A 15860-nucleotide genomic window follows, 5' to 3' on the forward strand; every position below is an offset into this window, starting at 1 on the left:
CCGAGATCTGCTCAGGGGAGAAGATGCGAGTAGTTTTGCCGCTCACCAGGCACTATGCTGATCGTGCCGCGTCAAGAGGTGATCGCATGTCCGGGAGACCCAGCGAGTGGTCCGACAGATTCCGCGCTAGTGGTGCGATCAGCCGATCCGGAAGTCGAGGCCGGCGATGGCCGAGTTCGATCCGCTAGCGACTCAGCGGGATGCGGGCGTCGATATCGCGACCGACTTGGAAGCCGAGGGGTTCGAGAATGCCCGGGTAGTGGGACGAGGTGGCTTCGGCACGGTGTATCGGCTCGACCAGCGCAACCTGAACCGGATCGTCGCGATCAAGGTTCTTCAGTCGGATGTCGATCGCGACAACCGTGAGCGCTTCCTTCGCGAGCAGCGGGCCATGGGTGCTTTGTCCGGGCATCCGAACATCGTCGCCATCCTCCACAGCGGGGTCACAGCGTCCGGGCATCCCTACCTTGTGATGCCGTACCACGCGAGCGGTTCGCTCGATGCGCGGATGCGCGATGACGGGCCCCTCGACTGGTCGGAAGTGGTCAGCATCGGAGTCAGACTGGCGGGCGCTCTCGAAGTTGCCCACCGATCCGGCATTCTCCACCGTGACATCAAACCGTCGAATGTCCTGCTCACCGATTACGGAGAGCCGGCGCTGACCGATTTCGGGATCGCACGGATCGCGGGTGGATTCGAAACGTCCGAAAGCATGATCACAGGCTCACCTGCCTTCACCGCTCCCGAGGTGCTCCACGGGCAGGCTCCTACAGCAGCATCGGACGTCTACTCGCTCGGAGCGACACTGTTCTGCCTCCTCACCGGCCATGCGGCATTCGAGCGCCGATCCGGCGAAAGTGTGGTCGCCCAGTTTCTTCGCATTGTGCGCCAGCCGGTCCCGGACCTGCGGTGCGAAGATGTTCCGGATGATCTGTGCGCCGCCATCGAGCACGCGATGGAACAGGATCCGACCGACCGCCCGAGATCGGCTGTCGAATTCGGCGACGAACTCCGTCTCGTCCAGCGTCGACACTCGCTCACCATCGACGATATGGCTCTGCCGGGTGAGCGGGGGAGAAGGGCGGAGCGCCGGCCACGGTCGACTCCACCCACCCCTCGCACAAGGTACCGGCCGCCGACCGCCATCCGCCCGCTGGTCGACCGCAACCGGTTGATCGGGATTCTTCGCGCTGGCCAGGGACGGCGACTGACGGTGATCCACGGTCCCGCGGGATTCGGCAAGAGCACACTGGCCGCGCAATGGCGAAACCGGTTGAAGGAGGACGGAATTTCGGTCGCGTGGCTCGCCGTCGACCACGACGACAACAACGTGGTCTGGTTCCTCGCCCACCTGATCGAAGCGATCAGACAGGTCCGGTCGACCCTCGCCGAAGAGTTGGTGCGAGTACTGGAAGAACACGGCGACGATGTCGAACGATTCGTCCTTGCGTCGTTGATCGACGAGATACACGAGGGGGGAGAGCGTCTGGCGATCGTGATCGATGACTGGCATCGAGTGACGGACACCGCCGCCCTCGCCGCAGTGGAATACCTCGTCGACAACGGCTGCCATCATCTGCAGCTCATCGTGACGAGCAGAAACAAATCCGGGCTCCCGATGAGTCGGACCCGAGTTCGTGACGAGTTGGTCGAAATAGACTCCAGTGATTTGCGATTCGATGTCGAGGAATCGACCGAGTTTCTCGTGGAGTTGAGTGGACTGGCGCTCGGTCACGCACAGGTCGCCTCGATTGTGGGATCGACCGATGGATGGGTGGCCGCGCTTCAACTGGTATCGCTCTCGCTCCGCGGCCATGGCGACCCCGCAACGTTCATCGAGAAGTTGTCGGGGCGGCATCGCGCGCTCGGGGAATATCTCGTGGAGAATGTCCTGGATTCGCTCGAGTCGAAGACCTTGAACTTCCTACTGTCGATCTGTGTGCCCGAACGAATGTGCGGCGATCTCGCGTCGGCGCTCGTCCACAGCGAAAATGGTCACGCGATGCTGGAGGATGTCGAGAACAGGGACCTGTTCCTGTGCCGAGTCGACGACGAGGGGGACTGGTATCGGTTCAGTAGTGTCTTCGCGGAGTTTCTCCGTGACCGGCTCGAACGGGACCAACCCGAACGGGTGAAAGATCTTCACCGGACCGCATTCCGGTGGTTCGCCGATCACGAACTGCTCAGCGAGGCGGTTGATCACGCCCTCGCCGCCTCCGAGATCGACGAAGCGGTCGAACTCGTGGAGTCCCACGGAATGTTCCTGGTCTCGCACGGACAGCTGGCCACACTCCTCGGCCTGGTCGCGAAGCTCCCACGGAACGCGGTCCTGGCACGCCCGCGATTGCAGATTGCCGTCGCGTGGGCCAACGTTTCACTGCACCACTCTGACGCAGCGCAGTCGGCATTGACTCGTGCCGAGTACTGCCACACACAGAAATCGCTTCCCATGCCTGACGACGACCCGGTGCTGGAATCCGATCTCGTCCGGGCGGTCCTCGACGTCACCGCTGATCGCGTCGACAGGGTGGGCGAACTCGTGTCGGGGTGTCTGGCCGAGCCGGACACAGTGAGTCCGTGGTCCGTATCGGTGGCGGCGAATCTGGAATCTTTCGCGAGGATTTGCCGGTTCGAATTCGATGCGGCTCGAAATCTCCAGGATTGGGCCGCCGTGTATCACGAACAGTCCAGCGGCCCGTTCAGCGCGGTGTACGGATACTGTTACGCGGGATTGGCCGCCAATGAGCAGTTGGATGTCGTGGCTGCCGAGAAAACCTATCGAAAGGCTTTCCAGGTTGCCTGTGAATCGATGGGGACCCACTCCCACGCTGCACGCATGGCCGGTGCCTTACTCGGCGACATGATGTACGAGCAGAACAAACTCGACGAAGCCGAACGGCTTCTCGATGAGAGTCGCTCGCTCGGTTCGGAGATCGGTTTGGTCGACTTCATGATCGCGATCTATGCCACCGGGGCGCGAGTCAAGGTCCTGGCGGGAGACAGGGAATCTGCGACAACACTGTTGAACGAGGGCGACAGGATTGCGCGGCAAATGTCACTGCCGCGATTGGCGGCACGGATCGATGACGAGAGGATCCGGTTCGGACTCGCCGTGGCATCCGAAGTTGGAGAACCGCGACGAGGCCCGAAAACGGGCGCAGCGCCTTCGCCGGTAGAGATGCGTCAGGCACCTGCCGACAGCATCGAAACGATCACGGTGCACCTGAAGGAGTCCGGCGCCATCCGGCGATTGCTCGCCGAACGGTCGCCGGGTCAGGCCGACGCTGCGTGCACCAGGGCTTACGGCCTGGTGCACGCAGTTGCGGCTCAGAATCGGCCGCGGGCGTTAATGCAGGCGAGACTTCTGCTGACCGCCTGCCTGTCTGCGTCGGGCAGAGAGGCCGAAGCCATGGAAGAGCTTGTCCCACTCGCTGCGAAATGCGCTGAGTTGAATCTCCTTCGCCTGGTGTGTGATGCCGGACCGCTGGTGGTTGCGGTTGCCTCCCGACTTCTCGAGGAACAACTCGCTGGCCGATGGCGGGGGGAATGGCCTGCTGTTCCGCCCGGCTTCTTGAACGCTGTCGTCACCGCTACGTGATGCAGGCCGGTGCGAGCTACAGTTTCGGCGGCGTCCACAGCACGGGATCGTCCGATGGTGCCATCTTCGCGAGGATCACCTCGTCGAAGACGTTGGCGGTACCCCACTGATCCTGTTCCTCGAGGCTGGTGCCCCACACCTTCGGAGTCCAGCCGTGCTCTTCGTCGATGACCTGGAGGGCGGTGGTGTACTCCATGACGAAGCCACTCGACGGCTCCTGGAAGTACGAGTAGGTGTTGTCACCGGCGCCGTGGCGGCCGGGACCCCACAGCGGCTGGTGGCCGGCCCGCATCATGCGGCCGGTGCCGCGCATGAACTCGTCGATTCCGTACAGTTCGAACGAGACGTGGTTCAGGCTGGTGTTCTTCGACTGGGCGAAGGCGATGATGTGGTGCCAGCGACCGGTGCGCATGAAGCAGAAGAAGTCCTGGAGCCAGTCGGAGATCTTGAAGCCGAGGACGTCGCCGTACCATGCGATCGTCTTCTGCAGGTTTGCGGTGTTGAACACGACGTGGCTGATGAACTTCGGTCGAGACTCGCCGGCTTCGACTTCGCGGAAGATTCGCTGGTCGACCTCGGCGGCGAGTTCGATGGCGCGCCCGTCGCAGTCGAAGAAGATGCATGAGTAGCCGCCGCCGAAGTCGCCGCGGTCACCGGGTTCGCGGATGATCTGGGCTCCGCTGTCGGCGACCCGCTTGGCGAGGAAGTCGACGCCGGCGCGGTCGGTCACACTGAACGTGGTCAGTTCGATTCCGGCGACATCGTTTTCGCGGAGTTTGATGGAGTAGTTGTCGGCGCATCCGGTTCCGAAGTAGGCCTTGCCGTCATCTTTCGTGACTAGGTCGAGTTGCCAGAGGTCGCGGTAGAAGTTCGATGCGGTGGTGAGTTCTTCGACGGCGATGGTGACCGAGCGGACGTGCGTGATGGGATGGACTGGGGGAAAGGACATGTCTTCTCCTGGAGCTGAACTGGGAAATGAGCGGTGTCGTCACCAGTTGGTGGCGATGTACTTCGCTTCCATGAACTCGAGCAGGCCTTCGTGCGCGCCCTCGCGACCGAGTCCGCTCTGCTTGACGCCGCCGAACGGTGCCGCGGGGTCGGACACCAAACCACGATTGACGGCGACCATGCCGGCTTCCAACCGGCTCGCGACTGACAGGGCGCGCTGCAGATTGCCGCTGTAGACATAGGCCGCGAGCCCGAGGTCGGTGCTGTTGGCCGCGGCGACCGCCTCGTCGTCGGTATCGAAGGCGATCAACGACGCGACCGGTCCGAAGATCTCCTCGCGCACGATCGCCGATTGCGGGTCGACACCCACCAGGACGGTGGGAGAGTAGAAGGAGCCACTCGAGATCGGCCGCTGGCCGCCGGTCAGCACCGACGCACCGTCGGCGACGGCGGCGTCGACGAGTTGCTCCACCTTGTCGACGGCCTTGTCGTTGATCAGTGGTCCGCACTCCGAACGCTCGCTGGTACCGGCGCCGACGCGCAGTGTGCCCATGCGTTGTCCGAGGCGACCGGCCACCTCGTCGATGAGCGACCGGTGCACGTAGATGCGGTTGGCCGCGGTGCACGCCTGGCCACCATTGCGCATTTTCGCGAGCATCAGTCCGTCGACCGCCTCGTCGATGTCGGCGTCCTCGAGGATGAGGAACGGCGCGTTGCCCCCGAGTTCCATTGCCGTCTTGAGGATCGAATCCGACGACTCGCGTAGCAGTGTGCGGCCGACTTCGGTGGAGCCGGTGAACGACAACGCCCGTACGCGTGAGTCATGGAGCATCGCGGAGACGACCTGTCCCGCCCGTGAGGTCGTCACGACGTTGATGACGCCGTCCGGGACGCCGGCTTCACGGCAGATCTTCGCGATGAGCAGGCTGGTGAGTGGGGTCTCGGTCGCGGGTTTGAGTACCACAGTGCAACCGGCGGCCAGGGCGGGCGCGATCTTGCGTGTCGCCATCGCGGCCGGGAAGTTCCACGGGGTGACGAGCACTGCTACGCCGATCGGCTCGTACTCGACGAGTATGCGGTTGGCGCCGTTCGGGGAGGTGCTGAGCTGACCGACCGCGCGGACCGCTTCCTCGGAGTACCACCGGAAAAATTCGGCGGCGTATGCGGTTTCGGCCCGCGAATCGGCGAGCGTCTTCCCGTTCTCGGTGGAGATCAGTTCGGCGATGGACTCCGCGCGGTCGGTCATCAGTTCCCAGCATCGGCGGAGGATTTCCGCGCGTTCGCGCGGACTGGTGGCACGCCAGGCGGGCAGGGCGGCCGCCGCGGCGCCGACCGCGTCCAGTCCGTCCTCGATGGTGCCGTCCGGGACCGTGGCGATCAGCGCGCCGGTGGACGGATTCAGGACGTCGATCGACTCCCGGGTGCGTTCGATCGGGTGTGCGCCGATGACCAACTCCCGGGGCAGGGTGGCGGAGTTGAGCGACATGAGAAGTTCCTTCTTTTCTGAGTCCGGCCAGGGTCCGGTGGCTGTCGTGGGATGGATCGACGAGGGTTAGGCCGGGTTGCGGCCCACCAGGAATTCCTCGTCGAGTGAGGTGGTGACGTCGAGGCCGGCCGCGACCGCCCCGGCCCGCAACTGCTTCATCTGCCCGTCGTTGATGCGGGCCTGAGGCGCTCGCAGCGGTCCACCGTTGAATCCGTTGAGCCACCCCTGGTACTTCCACAGGTACCGCGGCACCATCGCGGTGCCCGTGAGTGCCGGACCGACCACGGCCGCGTCGGATTCCCGGATCGGGTGGAGCTTCCAGTAGATCTCCATCGCGTCCTCGAACTTGCCGTCGCGCATCAGGTCGAAGTAGCGGGCGACCCACGGCCCGTAGGCCTCGTAGTTCGACGTGCCCATCCACTGCATGCCGTACGCGGCGTGCCAGGCGGGCGAGTTCGACTCGATCGGGTCCATCACGATCACGTCGTTGCGGTAGCGCTCGAAGATCTGCGCGATGCCGCCGACCCCCGGACCGCCGACTTCGGTCTTGACGGCCACGACGTTCGGAATTTCGTTGATCATCCGGCCGATCAGGTCCGGGGAGAAGTGGCTCGGGTGGAAGCGGCGGAAGTTCCACAGGTGCATCGCGAACACGATGATTCCGAGGTTGGTGCTCTCGGCGATCGCGCGGGTGTATTCGAAGACTTCTTCTTCGGACTTCGGGTAGAAGGTGAGCGGGTAGGAGACCAGGACGATGTCCGCGCCCAGACGCTCGGACTCGCGCACGAGGGCGATGTTGTCTTCGAGGGTGGGCAGGACCGCGTGTACGACCGTCTGGAGACCGCCGGCAGCCTCGTCGACGGCGATTTCCGTCACCTGTAGCAACTCGTCGAAGGTGGTGCCGCACTCGGCCACCAGCAGTGCCCCCGAGATACCCAGCTCCTTCTCACGCGCGATGTCGTGTCGGATGGCGCGCTCGTTGATTCCCTTCAGATCACTGGTGAAGGTGGGCAGCAAGCATCCGCAGATGCCCTTCATGTTCGCGCGGGCCCAGGAGCGCGCGTCGGTTCGGGAGTAGCTCATGGATGTCCTTCGTTTGTGGGGGCAACGAATTCCTGCGCGGCTGGTGCAATTGCCCTGAGACCGCCCCGATCGTTCGGGCGCGAATGCGGCAGGCAGAAGATGTCTCACCCTAATTATGTCCAATAGGTGGATATTGGAACCGATTAGTGGATATGGCGACGGTAACACTGACCCTGTGGCCCGTCAACGGTCGTTCGGCGCTCCCCGTGGCCGGCTCGCGACCGGGTCCAGGTCGCGGTCATTGCGACACCGGTCCATTCGCGACGGGCCGACCCTCCGCGACCGTCCATGCGGAACGCGCCTAGCTGGGATTCTCGTGGCGCGTATGTCGTCCCGCTCGGCAACATCGAACACCCATCACGTGCCCACCCCCTCGACCGCGCAGCGGCGAACTTCGCATTGGGCCCGGCGTCGCATCGGCGGCCACGGCGCGTGTTGACAGTTTCCGTGTGGCGTTGTTAGCGTCATCACATCCACCCAACGGACCTCATATCCACTATATGGATACGCAGTCTCGGGGTGTTTCAATCCACTCCTGATAGGGGTCAACCAGATGACACGTGTTACCGCGGACGTCACTCGCGTGAGCCGCCGTTCCTACTGGGGCCGAGACGAATTCGAGTCCGAGATGGAACGAATCTTCGGACGGTGCTGGCTGTTCGTCGCCCACGAGAGCGAGATCCCCTCCCCCGGCGATTACGTCACCCGGAAGCTGGGAGGCGAGGACGTCATCGTTGTCCGAGACGAGACGGGCGACGTCCGGATATTCCTGAATTCGTGCACACATCGGGGCAATCAATTGTGTCGCGCCGACATGGGCAACTCATCGCACTTTCGGTGCAGTTACCACGGCTGGACTTTCTCCAACAAGGGCACGCTACGCGGAGTGCCCGAGCGCAAGCAGGTCTTCGACGCGGATTTCGACAAGAGCGAGTACAACCTGGTCGGACCGCCGAACGTCGACGTCTTCCACGGGCTGATCTTCGCCAGCTGGGACCCGGACGCACCCTCGTTGCTCGACGAACTCGGAGACATGGCCTGGTATCTCGAGGCCGTGCTCGACAAGGCCGGTGACCTGCAGGTCGTCGGCCCCCCGGCGCGCGCCCTGGTGCGAACCAACTGGAAGCTCGGCGCGGAAAACTTCGCCGGCGACGGCTATCACCTGGGCACGACGCACAAGAGCCCGATCGATCTGGGCACCTATCTGAACACCGAGGCTTTTCCGCAGCTCGACGACGTCTCGATGGACGCGATGCGTGGGCGATGCATCGTCGCCGGCAACGGGCATACGCTCCGGGTCCAGCACTACGGACTGGAGTCCGATACCCCGGTGTTTCTCGGCTACCCGGAGAACCGCTGGTCCGACATCGCGTCCGGACTCGACCCCAGGCAGGCCGATCTGATGTCGAGAATGTCTGTGCTGCACGGCAATGTGTTCCCCAACCTGTCCTTCATCGACGCAGCAGCCCTTTCCTCCGGTGACGACACCCCGGCGGTGTCATACGTGCAATTCCGCCAGTGGCAGCCGGTCGACGAGATGCACTGCGAGCTGATCATGTTCGCGTTGGTCCCGAAGTGGTACGACGAGCAGCAGCGCGAGCACTCGCAACGCGCGAACCTCCGCATGGTCGGTCTCGCCGGGATCTTCGACACCGACGACTTCCAGAACTGGACATCCATCGCCGACATGAGCCGCGGCCGGGTATCGCAGTCCACCGATTTCGTCTACGCCGGCGGAGTCGGTATCAAACCGGCCGACGATGTCGACTGGCCCGGCGCCGTCTACGAGGCCGATCACTCGGAGGTCAACCAGCGCGAGCTGTTCCGCAGGTGGTCCGAACTGCTCGACGACGACAGCACCTGCACACGCACGGCGGGAAAGGCAGACCGATGCTGAGCGACGAACGTATCGACGCCGCGGATGCGGACGACGCCACCTTTACCAGCGTAAGCAGGTTCTACGGCCGGGAGACCGCGCTGCTCGACGCACACGACTACCCGCGGTGGATTCCGCTGCTCGAACCCGAATTCGTCTACCGGATTCCCGTCACCATCACCCGCGACGACCCGTCACAGTCACCTTTCGTGGCCGGCGCGTACCTGCTCGACGAGTCCCGCGATTCCCTGGCCAACCTCTGGGCGAGGCGCCTCGAACCCGAACACATCGACTTCTCCTGGGGGGAGGTCCCGCTCCAGCGGGTGCGGCGATTCGTGTCAATCCTCTCGGTCACCGACACTGAGCGCGCGAACGAAGTGTCGGTCGCGTCGAATGTTCTCATAACCGTTGTCCACCAATCGGATCCGGTGGTGATAACCCCGGCCGGACGACAGGACGTCCTGCGTCGCCGCGGCGACGGATGGGGCCTGGTGCAGCGGACGGTCCAGCTCGACGAGAGCGTGGTCCGGCTGCCGCACCTGCGAATGGTGATCTGATGTCGGCTCCCCGGACACACACGAAGGACGACTCGGCCGCGCCGAACGCCGGTGATGGAACCGTCGCCGTCGAATTCACCGTCGTCAACGAGTTCACCGCCGTGCGGGTGCGGAAGATCCTGACCCGCAACGGGCAACGGCTCGAGATCACCTCACTCCGGCTCGACCACCAGATCCGTCTCGACGCCCTCGCCCTCGAGGCACTGAGCTGGCAGAACGAGGACACCATCTCCGCCTACCTCGACCAGCCGTTCGGCCCCGAGGATCCCCCGACCACCGAAATCGGAAAAGAGAACAACTGATGCTGCTACTGACCGACGAGCACGTGCAAGCCCTCACACAGATGCCCGACCTCGTCAGCGCCATCCGCGAGGGATACCGCACGCAGGCCCGCGGCGGTACACAACTGCCCGACCGCATCAACCTGGAGTCCACACCGGGATTCTTCCGGCTGATGCCCGGCGTGTCGGACGGCGCGGGCTTGATGGGCTTCAAGGTGTTCAACCAAGTCTCCGAAGGTGGGGTCCAATACCTGATCGGCCTGTTCGACGAGCGGACCGGTGAGTTGCTCGCTCAGTTGGACGGCGCATACCTCACCGCTGCCCGCACCGGAGCGACCACCGGAGTGGCAGCGGGGTTCCTGGCACCGCAGACCGGTGTCGAGATCGGGGTCATCGGATCCGGCCTGGAGGCCGAGACGAACCTCGAGGGAGTCTGCGCCGCCCTCGACGTCAAACGGGTCCGTGTCTACAGTCCGAACCCACAGCGGCGCACAGCATTCGTCAACCGAATGGCCGAACGCCTCGACGTGGACGTCGTCGCGGTGTCCGATCCGGCCGAGGCGGCCGCCGCACCGGTCGTCGTGGTCGCCACCAACACCGGAGTCGGAACCGGACGCGTCGCCCTCGAGGGCAAGTGGCTCACGCCCGGGACCACGGTCCTGTCCATCGGATCCACCATGCCCTCGCTACGGGAGATCGACACCGACGTCGTCGACCGCGCCGCACTCGTGGTCAGCGACGCCCCCGACCAGGCCCGCACCGAGTCCGGAGACCTGCTCGCCGCCGACGAGAAGGGGCTCCTCGACGGCAAACTCGTGGCACTGGCGGATCTAGCCGGGGGCAACGTGCCTGCCCTCGACGCCGGCGCGATCACCGTGTTCAAGTCGGTCGGCACCGCCTTGCAGGACCTGGTCGCGGCCAAGGTCGTCTACGACCGAGCCGTGCAGAACGGAATCGGGACGTCGGTGGATCTACTGCGCACCAAGAAGCCCGCGGGAGCATGAGCGCCATGGCGAATTGGGCCGAACGCGTGGCCGTGGTGACCGGCGGCGGCAGCGGAATCGGACGCGCTGTCGCCACCCGCCTGGCTGACGACGGATACTCGGTCGCGGTGATCGATGCCAACGACGTGGCCGCGAAGCGTACCGCCGAGATCGTCTCCGGGACGGGCGGCCGCAGCATCGCCTACGCCGCGGACATCACCGACGAGGACCTCGTCCGTTCGGTGATCGGCGAGATCACCGGTGACCTGGGCGAGATCGACGTCCTGGTCAACGCCGCCGGAATCTTCGACCAGAACCTGACCTTCGACGAGCTCACCGCCGGCACCTGGGAAAGGGTCCTGCGGGTCAACGTCCTGGGTACCGTGAATGTGATGCGCGCGGTCGGAACGCGCATGGTCGAACGCGGCCGCGGCGCGATCGTCAACATCGCGTCGTCGGCCGGGCTGGTGCCCCGCGGCGGCGGGTCCGCCTACATCGCCTCGAAATACGCGGTCGTGGGCCTGACCCTGAAAATCGCTGCGGAGTACGCCGGTCGAGGTGTGCGCGTGAATGCCGTCGCCCCCGGGTGGATTCCCACCGACCTGTTCACCACCAGCGCGGCCGCACTCCGGCGAGCCGGGGGATCCGTCCCCGACGAACCCTCACCCGTCGGAGGCAACATCCCGATGAACCGACCCGGAGATGTACACGAGGTAGCGGCCGGAGTGTCGTTCCTCGCCTCCTCCGAGGCCGGCTACATCACCGGTGTCGTCCTGCCGATCGACGGCGGATACCTCGTCGGCTGACTGCCCCTTGTGCCGTGCCGCACGGCACCACTCGAGAAGGAACGAACAATGTCACAACCCCACTCCCACCCGCGGGCAATCGCGGCCGACCGCAACAGCGAGGTGTAGCCATGCACGTCACCGCCGATGCCGGCAAGTGCCGTGGTTACGGTAGCTGCATGCTCGAAGCCCCCGAGGTCTTCGACCTGGACGAAGACGAGAACAAGGTGATCCTGCTGCAGGAAAACCCGCCCGAATCTTTGCACACGAAGACCGACAGGGCGATTCGGTCCTGTCCCGCCAAGGCGTTGGGAACCCGCGATGAGTAGGTTTCAGCGCATCGTTGTGGTCGGCGGCTCCCTCGCCGGCATGAACGTGATCCAGGAACTGCGGCGCCTGGGATACCTCGGCGCCATCACCCTCGTCGGCGAAGAGGACGTGCGATCGCCCTACGACCGCACCGAACTGTCGAAGAAGTTACTCACGGGCACAAGAGATCCGGACGATCTCTTCCTGCTGACCGAGGAGGAGATAGGCGAACTCGACCTCGATCTTCGCCTCGGACGCCGGGCCACAGCGCTCTCGCCCGACCCTTCGCGGCACACACTCACCCTCGACGACGGCACGGTTCTCGAATTCGACGCGCTCGTCGTGGCCACGGGTTCGAGGGCGCGGCGCCCAGCTTTCATGGGTGACCTCGCGGGTGTCCACGTTCTCCGGACGCTGCCGGATGCTCTCGCACTCAGATCCGAATTGGACAGTGCCCGAGACATTGTCGTCGTCGGTGCCGGGTTCATCGGCGCCGAGGTGGCGGCGAGCGTGCGCGCTCGCGGGCAGTCGGTGACTCTCGTCGATCCGCAACCGACCCCCTTGGGCACCGTCCTCGGCCCCATCGTGGGCTCCCACTTCGCGGACCTGCACACCAGCCACGGGACCAAACTCGAACTCGGTGTGGGCGTCCAAGAACTGGTAGGTGACCGGCGCGTGACCGGGGTCAGGCTGACTGACGGACGACTTCTCCCCGCTGATCTGGTCGTCGTCGGAGTGGGCGGTTCCCCAGTGACCGAATGGCTCGACGGCTCCGGCGTCGAGGTGAACAACGGCGTCCTCTGCGACGATGGCGGGCACACCAATGTGCCCGGTATCTATGCCGTCGGCGACGCCGCCCGCTGGTACTCCGACTACTTCGGGGCACAGGTACGCAGCGAGCACTGGAACAACGCGACCCTCCAGGCGACGGTGGTGGCCGAGAACATCATTGCAGCCGAGAAGAAATCGACGTTGTGCGCCGTGCCCAGCTTCTGGTCGGACCAATACCGCAAACGCACCCAGATGGTTGGGTGTCCCCGACCCACGGACGAGGTGTGTTTCGTCAGCGGCGGACCGGGCGACGAACGATTCGTCGCCCTCTACGGTCGCGACGACCGTGTCACCGGCGTCGTTTCGTTCAACTCCCCACGTGGGTTGATCAAATACCAGCACCTGGTCGCCGAAGGAGCGTCGTGGTCCGCGTCCACTGCGCTCGAGAACATCATTTCAACTGATAGCGGCCATTGACGGCGGTCGGGTCCTTGCATCTCCCCAATTCCGTTGGGGAGAGATAGATTCGGACCAACCGGCAGAGACCTGAATCACAGTGTGGTGTGCGGCCGTGATGACCGTCGGATCACAGACCCTCAGGTGTGTCCTGTCGGATCTCGCAATCTCCCGCTCAGCTGGCTATCCGGCAGGCATGGGCACCGATGGAAGGAACCCCCTTGGCGACAATTGACGGTAGCGACGTCTACCAGGCCCGATGGCGAATGCTCGCCCTGCTCGTCCTCGGCTACATCAGCCTGACGTTGAACTGGTTCAACATCGCGTCGGCCTTCACACCCATCAGTGAGGACCTCGGCGTGAGCTTCGAGCAGCTCGCCCTGCTGATCGCGCTGTTCGTCCTCGGCTACGGGGTCGCCCACGTCCCGGGCGGCATCATCGCGGCCCGGCTCGGGATGAAACGCACGCTGGTCCTCGGAATGGTGCTGCAGGGGGCCGGTGCGGCGCTGTCGGGTGTCGCGGTCGGTTTTCTCGATCTCGCCCTGTACCGGGTGATCGCCGGTGTCGGCGCGTCCATCTTCATCGCCGTCGCTGTCGCCGCGGTCAGTGTGTGGTTCCGCGGCCACGAGATCAACCTCGCACTGGGCATCGCGTGCGGTGCGGCGTTCAGTACCGGTGTCGCCCTGGGTCTCTACGCGTGCATTTACCTGACCGACCTCGCGGGATGGCGCGGCATGCTTGCGATCTGCGGCATCGTCAATATCGTCCTGGCGGCGGCGGTTGCCCTGTGGTTTTACACCCCGCGCGGCGTCGATGGACTCCACGGCGGCCGGATCAGCCGCGCCGGCCTGGTTCGGGCGCTGGTCGACAAGCAGCTGTGGATCTACGGCATCGCGATGCTCGGCGTGTACGGCGCCTACTTCACAGCATCGCAGCTGTTCAGCGAATACGCGGTCGCGCAACGCGGCTTCACCCCCGGCCAGGGCGGTCTGCTCGCCGCGATCCTGGCCCTGGCGGGAATCCCCGGAAGTCTGGTCGGCGGCAAGGTCGCGGACCTCATCCGCAACTACCGAACCGTCATCGTCGTTCCCCTCCTTCTGATGGGGGCACTGATCGCCACGATCCCCGTCGCCCCCGATGCCCTGCTGTGGTTCATCTCCTTCGCGATCGGGTTCCTCTTCGTCTTCAGCTATCCGGCCTGGCTGGGTGTGCCCGCGGACCTGTCGAGGATCGATCCCGAACAGGTCGGCACTGCGGTCGGCGTGATGCTCACCCTCGCCGCGGTCGGCGGGTTCGTCGTCCCCGTGGTGTTCGGGAACATCGTCCCCGCTCACGGTTTCGCGGCCGGCTGGATTGCGGTCGGAGCGATCTCGGTGCTCACTGCCCTCGTGGGCCTGCTGGGCATGAAGCGCGCCGCCGAGCCGGTCGAGGAAGACCGGAAACTCACAGTCAGCTGACTGTGCACCTACCACCTCCACTGTCGCACTGTGAGATCCAGAGTGCGACCAATCGAGAGAAATGAGGAAGTAAGCAGATGAGCAGAATCATCGACATCTCCATGGTCACCGACGGTGACCCCACCCTGGAGGGCAAGGGAGTGGTGTTCGAGCCCCACGTCCTCGGGGCGCAGTACAACGAAGAGCACTACGACATCGATCCGAATCATTGGCCCACCCCTGGTGCCGCGTTCGCGGTCGAACATATCGACATGAACTCGCACACCGGCACACACATGGACGCACCGTGGCACTTCGGCCCGGTGATGGCGGATGGGTCGAAGCCGAAGACCATCGAGGAGTGGCCCCTCGAACGGTGCATGGGTGACGGGGTCGTCATCGACATCAGTGATGCCGAAGATGGCTCGGAGGTGTCCCTCGCGGAAATTCAGCAGAAGCTGAAGGACATGGACTACACGATCAAGCCGGGCGACATCGTCCTCACGATGACCGGAAACGACAAGTACTGGGGAAAGCCGGAGTACACCACCCGTGGTGGCGGACCCAGCCGTGAGGCGCTCAAATGGATCCTCGAGCAGGGCGTCACGGTCGTCGGAACGGATGCGTGGAGTTACGACCGTCCGTACGCCGCATGGGCCGCCGATTACCACAAGCACGGCAAGGACCCGAAGTACCTGTGGCCCTGCCACCTCCTCGGCCTCGAGATCGAGTACGCGCACATCGAGAAGCTCGCCAATCTCGACCAGTTGCCCCCACACGGGTTCAAGGTCATCGCGCTGCCCATCAAAATCGCCGGCGGCACGGCGGGATTCGTTCGCGCTGTCGCCATCGTCGACGAGGACTGACCGATGACCACAGTGAGCGACGACATGAAGTACGTGACCGTGCCCGGGCTACAAGCAGATGCTGCGTGGCATTGGGCGGCGGAAGCCGGGAATCTCGTCTTCACCTCGGGAGCGGTTCCCCACGACGAGTCCGGTGACATCGGCGAGGACCTCTCGGCCGCGGCTCAGGCGGACCGGGCGTTCGCGAACCTCGAGCGTGCCCTGCAGGCTGCGGGCAGTTCGATGGACCGCATCGTCAAGATCACCGGCTACCTCACCGACCCGGAGTCTCTGCCGGAGATTCGTACGATCCGCGACAAATGGATCCCGAACCGTCCGCCGTCGACGTTCGTCTACGTCGCCGGCCTGGTGGATCCGCGGATGCTGATCGAGTTCGAAGCGATCGCGGTCAAGAGCTAGACGATGCCGGTAGGTCTTTCTCTTCG

Annotated in this window: 14 protein-coding genes; 11 read left to right on the forward strand and 3 right to left on the reverse strand. The window is 64.5% G+C overall.

Translation table 11 applies throughout. The features are described 5' to 3' along the window. The first annotated feature begins 166 nt into the window (after window positions 1-166). On the forward strand, window positions 167-3598 hold the full coding sequence (locus QM841_RS01180) for a serine/threonine-protein kinase (protein WP_283330622.1): 3432 nt from the start codon (window positions 167-169) through the stop codon (window positions 3596-3598). Between the two features lie 16 nt (window positions 3599-3614). Here QM841_RS01180 and QM841_RS01185 read toward each other — a convergent pair whose 3' ends face one another. The 3 genes from QM841_RS01185 to QM841_RS01195 form a co-directional block, all read right to left on the reverse strand. After that, entirely contained in the window at window positions 3615-4547 is a 933-nt protein-coding gene (locus QM841_RS01185) for a VOC family protein (protein ID WP_283330623.1), read from the reverse strand. Between the two features lie 39 nt (window positions 4548-4586). Further along, window positions 4587-6032 carry an NAD-dependent succinate-semialdehyde dehydrogenase gene (locus QM841_RS01190; protein WP_283330624.1) on the reverse strand — a complete coding sequence of 482 codons (1446 nt, stop codon included), beginning with the start codon at window positions 6030-6032 and terminating at the stop codon, window positions 4587-4589. A 66-nt stretch (window positions 6033-6098) separates the two neighbouring features. Next, window positions 6099-7115: a dihydrodipicolinate synthase family protein gene (locus QM841_RS01195; protein WP_283330625.1), complete on the reverse strand. Its 1017-nt coding sequence runs from the start codon at window positions 7113-7115 to the stop codon at window positions 6099-6101. A 553-nt stretch (window positions 7116-7668) separates the two neighbouring features. Between QM841_RS01195 and QM841_RS01200 the strand changes: the two genes are divergently transcribed. From QM841_RS01200 to QM841_RS01245, 10 genes are all read left to right on the forward strand, one after another. Beyond that, entirely contained in the window at window positions 7669-9012 is a 1344-nt protein-coding gene (locus tag QM841_RS01200; protein ID WP_283330626.1) for an aromatic ring-hydroxylating oxygenase subunit alpha, read from the forward strand. Next, complete coding sequence (locus QM841_RS01205) at window positions 9006-9548, forward strand: aromatic-ring-hydroxylating dioxygenase subunit beta (RefSeq protein WP_283330627.1); 543 nt, start codon at window positions 9006-9008, stop codon at window positions 9546-9548. The genes QM841_RS01200 and QM841_RS01205 overlap by 7 nt, the downstream gene beginning before the upstream one ends. Then, window positions 9548-9850 carry a dihydrodiol dehydrogenase gene (locus QM841_RS01210; RefSeq protein WP_283330628.1) on the forward strand — a complete coding sequence of 101 codons (303 nt, stop codon included), beginning with the start codon at window positions 9548-9550 and terminating at the stop codon, window positions 9848-9850. The genes QM841_RS01205 and QM841_RS01210 overlap by 1 nt, the downstream gene beginning before the upstream one ends. Further along, window positions 9850-10833 carry an ornithine cyclodeaminase family protein gene (locus QM841_RS01215; protein WP_283330629.1) on the forward strand — a complete coding sequence of 328 codons (984 nt, stop codon included), beginning with the start codon at window positions 9850-9852 and terminating at the stop codon, window positions 10831-10833. The genes QM841_RS01210 and QM841_RS01215 overlap by 1 nt, the downstream gene beginning before the upstream one ends. A gap of 5 nt (window positions 10834-10838) precedes the next feature. After that, a complete protein-coding gene (locus QM841_RS01220; protein WP_283330630.1) occupies window positions 10839-11618 on the forward strand; it encodes an SDR family NAD(P)-dependent oxidoreductase in 780 nt (259 codons plus the stop codon). 110 nt (window positions 11619-11728) lie between these two features. Continuing rightward, a complete protein-coding gene (locus QM841_RS01225) occupies window positions 11729-11926 on the forward strand; it encodes a ferredoxin (protein ID WP_061040642.1) in 198 nt (65 codons plus the stop codon). Continuing rightward, a complete protein-coding gene (locus QM841_RS01230; RefSeq protein WP_283330631.1) occupies window positions 11919-13154 on the forward strand; it encodes an NAD(P)/FAD-dependent oxidoreductase in 1236 nt (411 codons plus the stop codon). Before QM841_RS01225 ends, QM841_RS01230 begins: the two co-directional genes overlap by 8 nt. Window positions 13155-13354: 200 nt before the next feature. Beyond that, the gene (locus QM841_RS01235; RefSeq protein WP_283330632.1) at window positions 13355-14590 is read left to right on the forward strand and encodes an MFS transporter; all 1236 of its coding nucleotides are present in this window, start codon (window positions 13355-13357) and stop codon (window positions 14588-14590) included. 77 nt (window positions 14591-14667) lie between these two features. Beyond that, window positions 14668-15435 carry a cyclase family protein gene (locus QM841_RS01240; protein WP_283330633.1) on the forward strand — a complete coding sequence of 256 codons (768 nt, stop codon included), beginning with the start codon at window positions 14668-14670 and terminating at the stop codon, window positions 15433-15435. Window positions 15436-15438: 3 nt separating this feature from the next. After that, window positions 15439-15834, forward strand: a complete 396-nt coding sequence (locus QM841_RS01245; RefSeq protein ID WP_283330634.1) for a RidA family protein — start codon at window positions 15439-15441, stop codon at window positions 15832-15834. The last annotated feature ends 26 nt before the right edge of the window (window positions 15835-15860 follow it).

The organism is Rhodococcus sp. IEGM 1307, from assembly GCF_030056915.1.
In the GTDB taxonomy this organism is placed as follows: domain Bacteria; phylum Actinomycetota; class Actinomycetes; order Mycobacteriales; family Mycobacteriaceae; genus Rhodococcus_F; species Rhodococcus_F opacus_D.

Bases quoted from the DNA above. Each gene is read 5' to 3' on its own strand.
- QM841_RS01195 (WP_283330625.1), bottom strand. From the start codon at position 7,115: ATGAGCTACTCCCGAACCGACGCGCGCTCCTGGGCCCGCGCGAACATG.
- QM841_RS01215 (WP_283330629.1), top strand. From the start codon at position 9,850: ATGCTGCTACTGACCGACGAGCACGTGCAAGCCCTCACACAGATGCCC.
- QM841_RS01180 (WP_283330622.1), top strand. From the start codon at position 167: ATGGCCGAGTTCGATCCGCTAGCGACTCAGCGGGATGCGGGCGTCGAT.
- QM841_RS01220 (WP_283330630.1), top strand. From the start codon at position 10,839: ATGGCGAATTGGGCCGAACGCGTGGCCGTGGTGACCGGCGGCGGCAGC.
- QM841_RS01230 (WP_283330631.1), top strand. From the start codon at position 11,919: ATGAGTAGGTTTCAGCGCATCGTTGTGGTCGGCGGCTCCCTCGCCGGC.
- QM841_RS01190 (WP_283330624.1), bottom strand. From the start codon at position 6,032: ATGTCGCTCAACTCCGCCACCCTGCCCCGGGAGTTGGTCATCGGCGCA.
- QM841_RS01225 (WP_061040642.1), top strand. From the start codon at position 11,729: ATGCACGTCACCGCCGATGCCGGCAAGTGCCGTGGTTACGGTAGCTGC.
- QM841_RS01245 (WP_283330634.1), top strand. From the start codon at position 15,439: ATGACCACAGTGAGCGACGACATGAAGTACGTGACCGTGCCCGGGCTA.
- QM841_RS01200 (WP_283330626.1), top strand. From the start codon at position 7,669: ATGACACGTGTTACCGCGGACGTCACTCGCGTGAGCCGCCGTTCCTAC.
- QM841_RS01240 (WP_283330633.1), top strand. From the start codon at position 14,668: ATGAGCAGAATCATCGACATCTCCATGGTCACCGACGGTGACCCCACC.
- QM841_RS01205 (WP_283330627.1), top strand. From the start codon at position 9,006: ATGCTGAGCGACGAACGTATCGACGCCGCGGATGCGGACGACGCCACC.
- QM841_RS01185 (WP_283330623.1), bottom strand. From the start codon at position 4,547: ATGTCCTTTCCCCCAGTCCATCCCATCACGCACGTCCGCTCGGTCACC.
- QM841_RS01210 (WP_283330628.1), top strand. From the start codon at position 9,548: ATGTCGGCTCCCCGGACACACACGAAGGACGACTCGGCCGCGCCGAAC.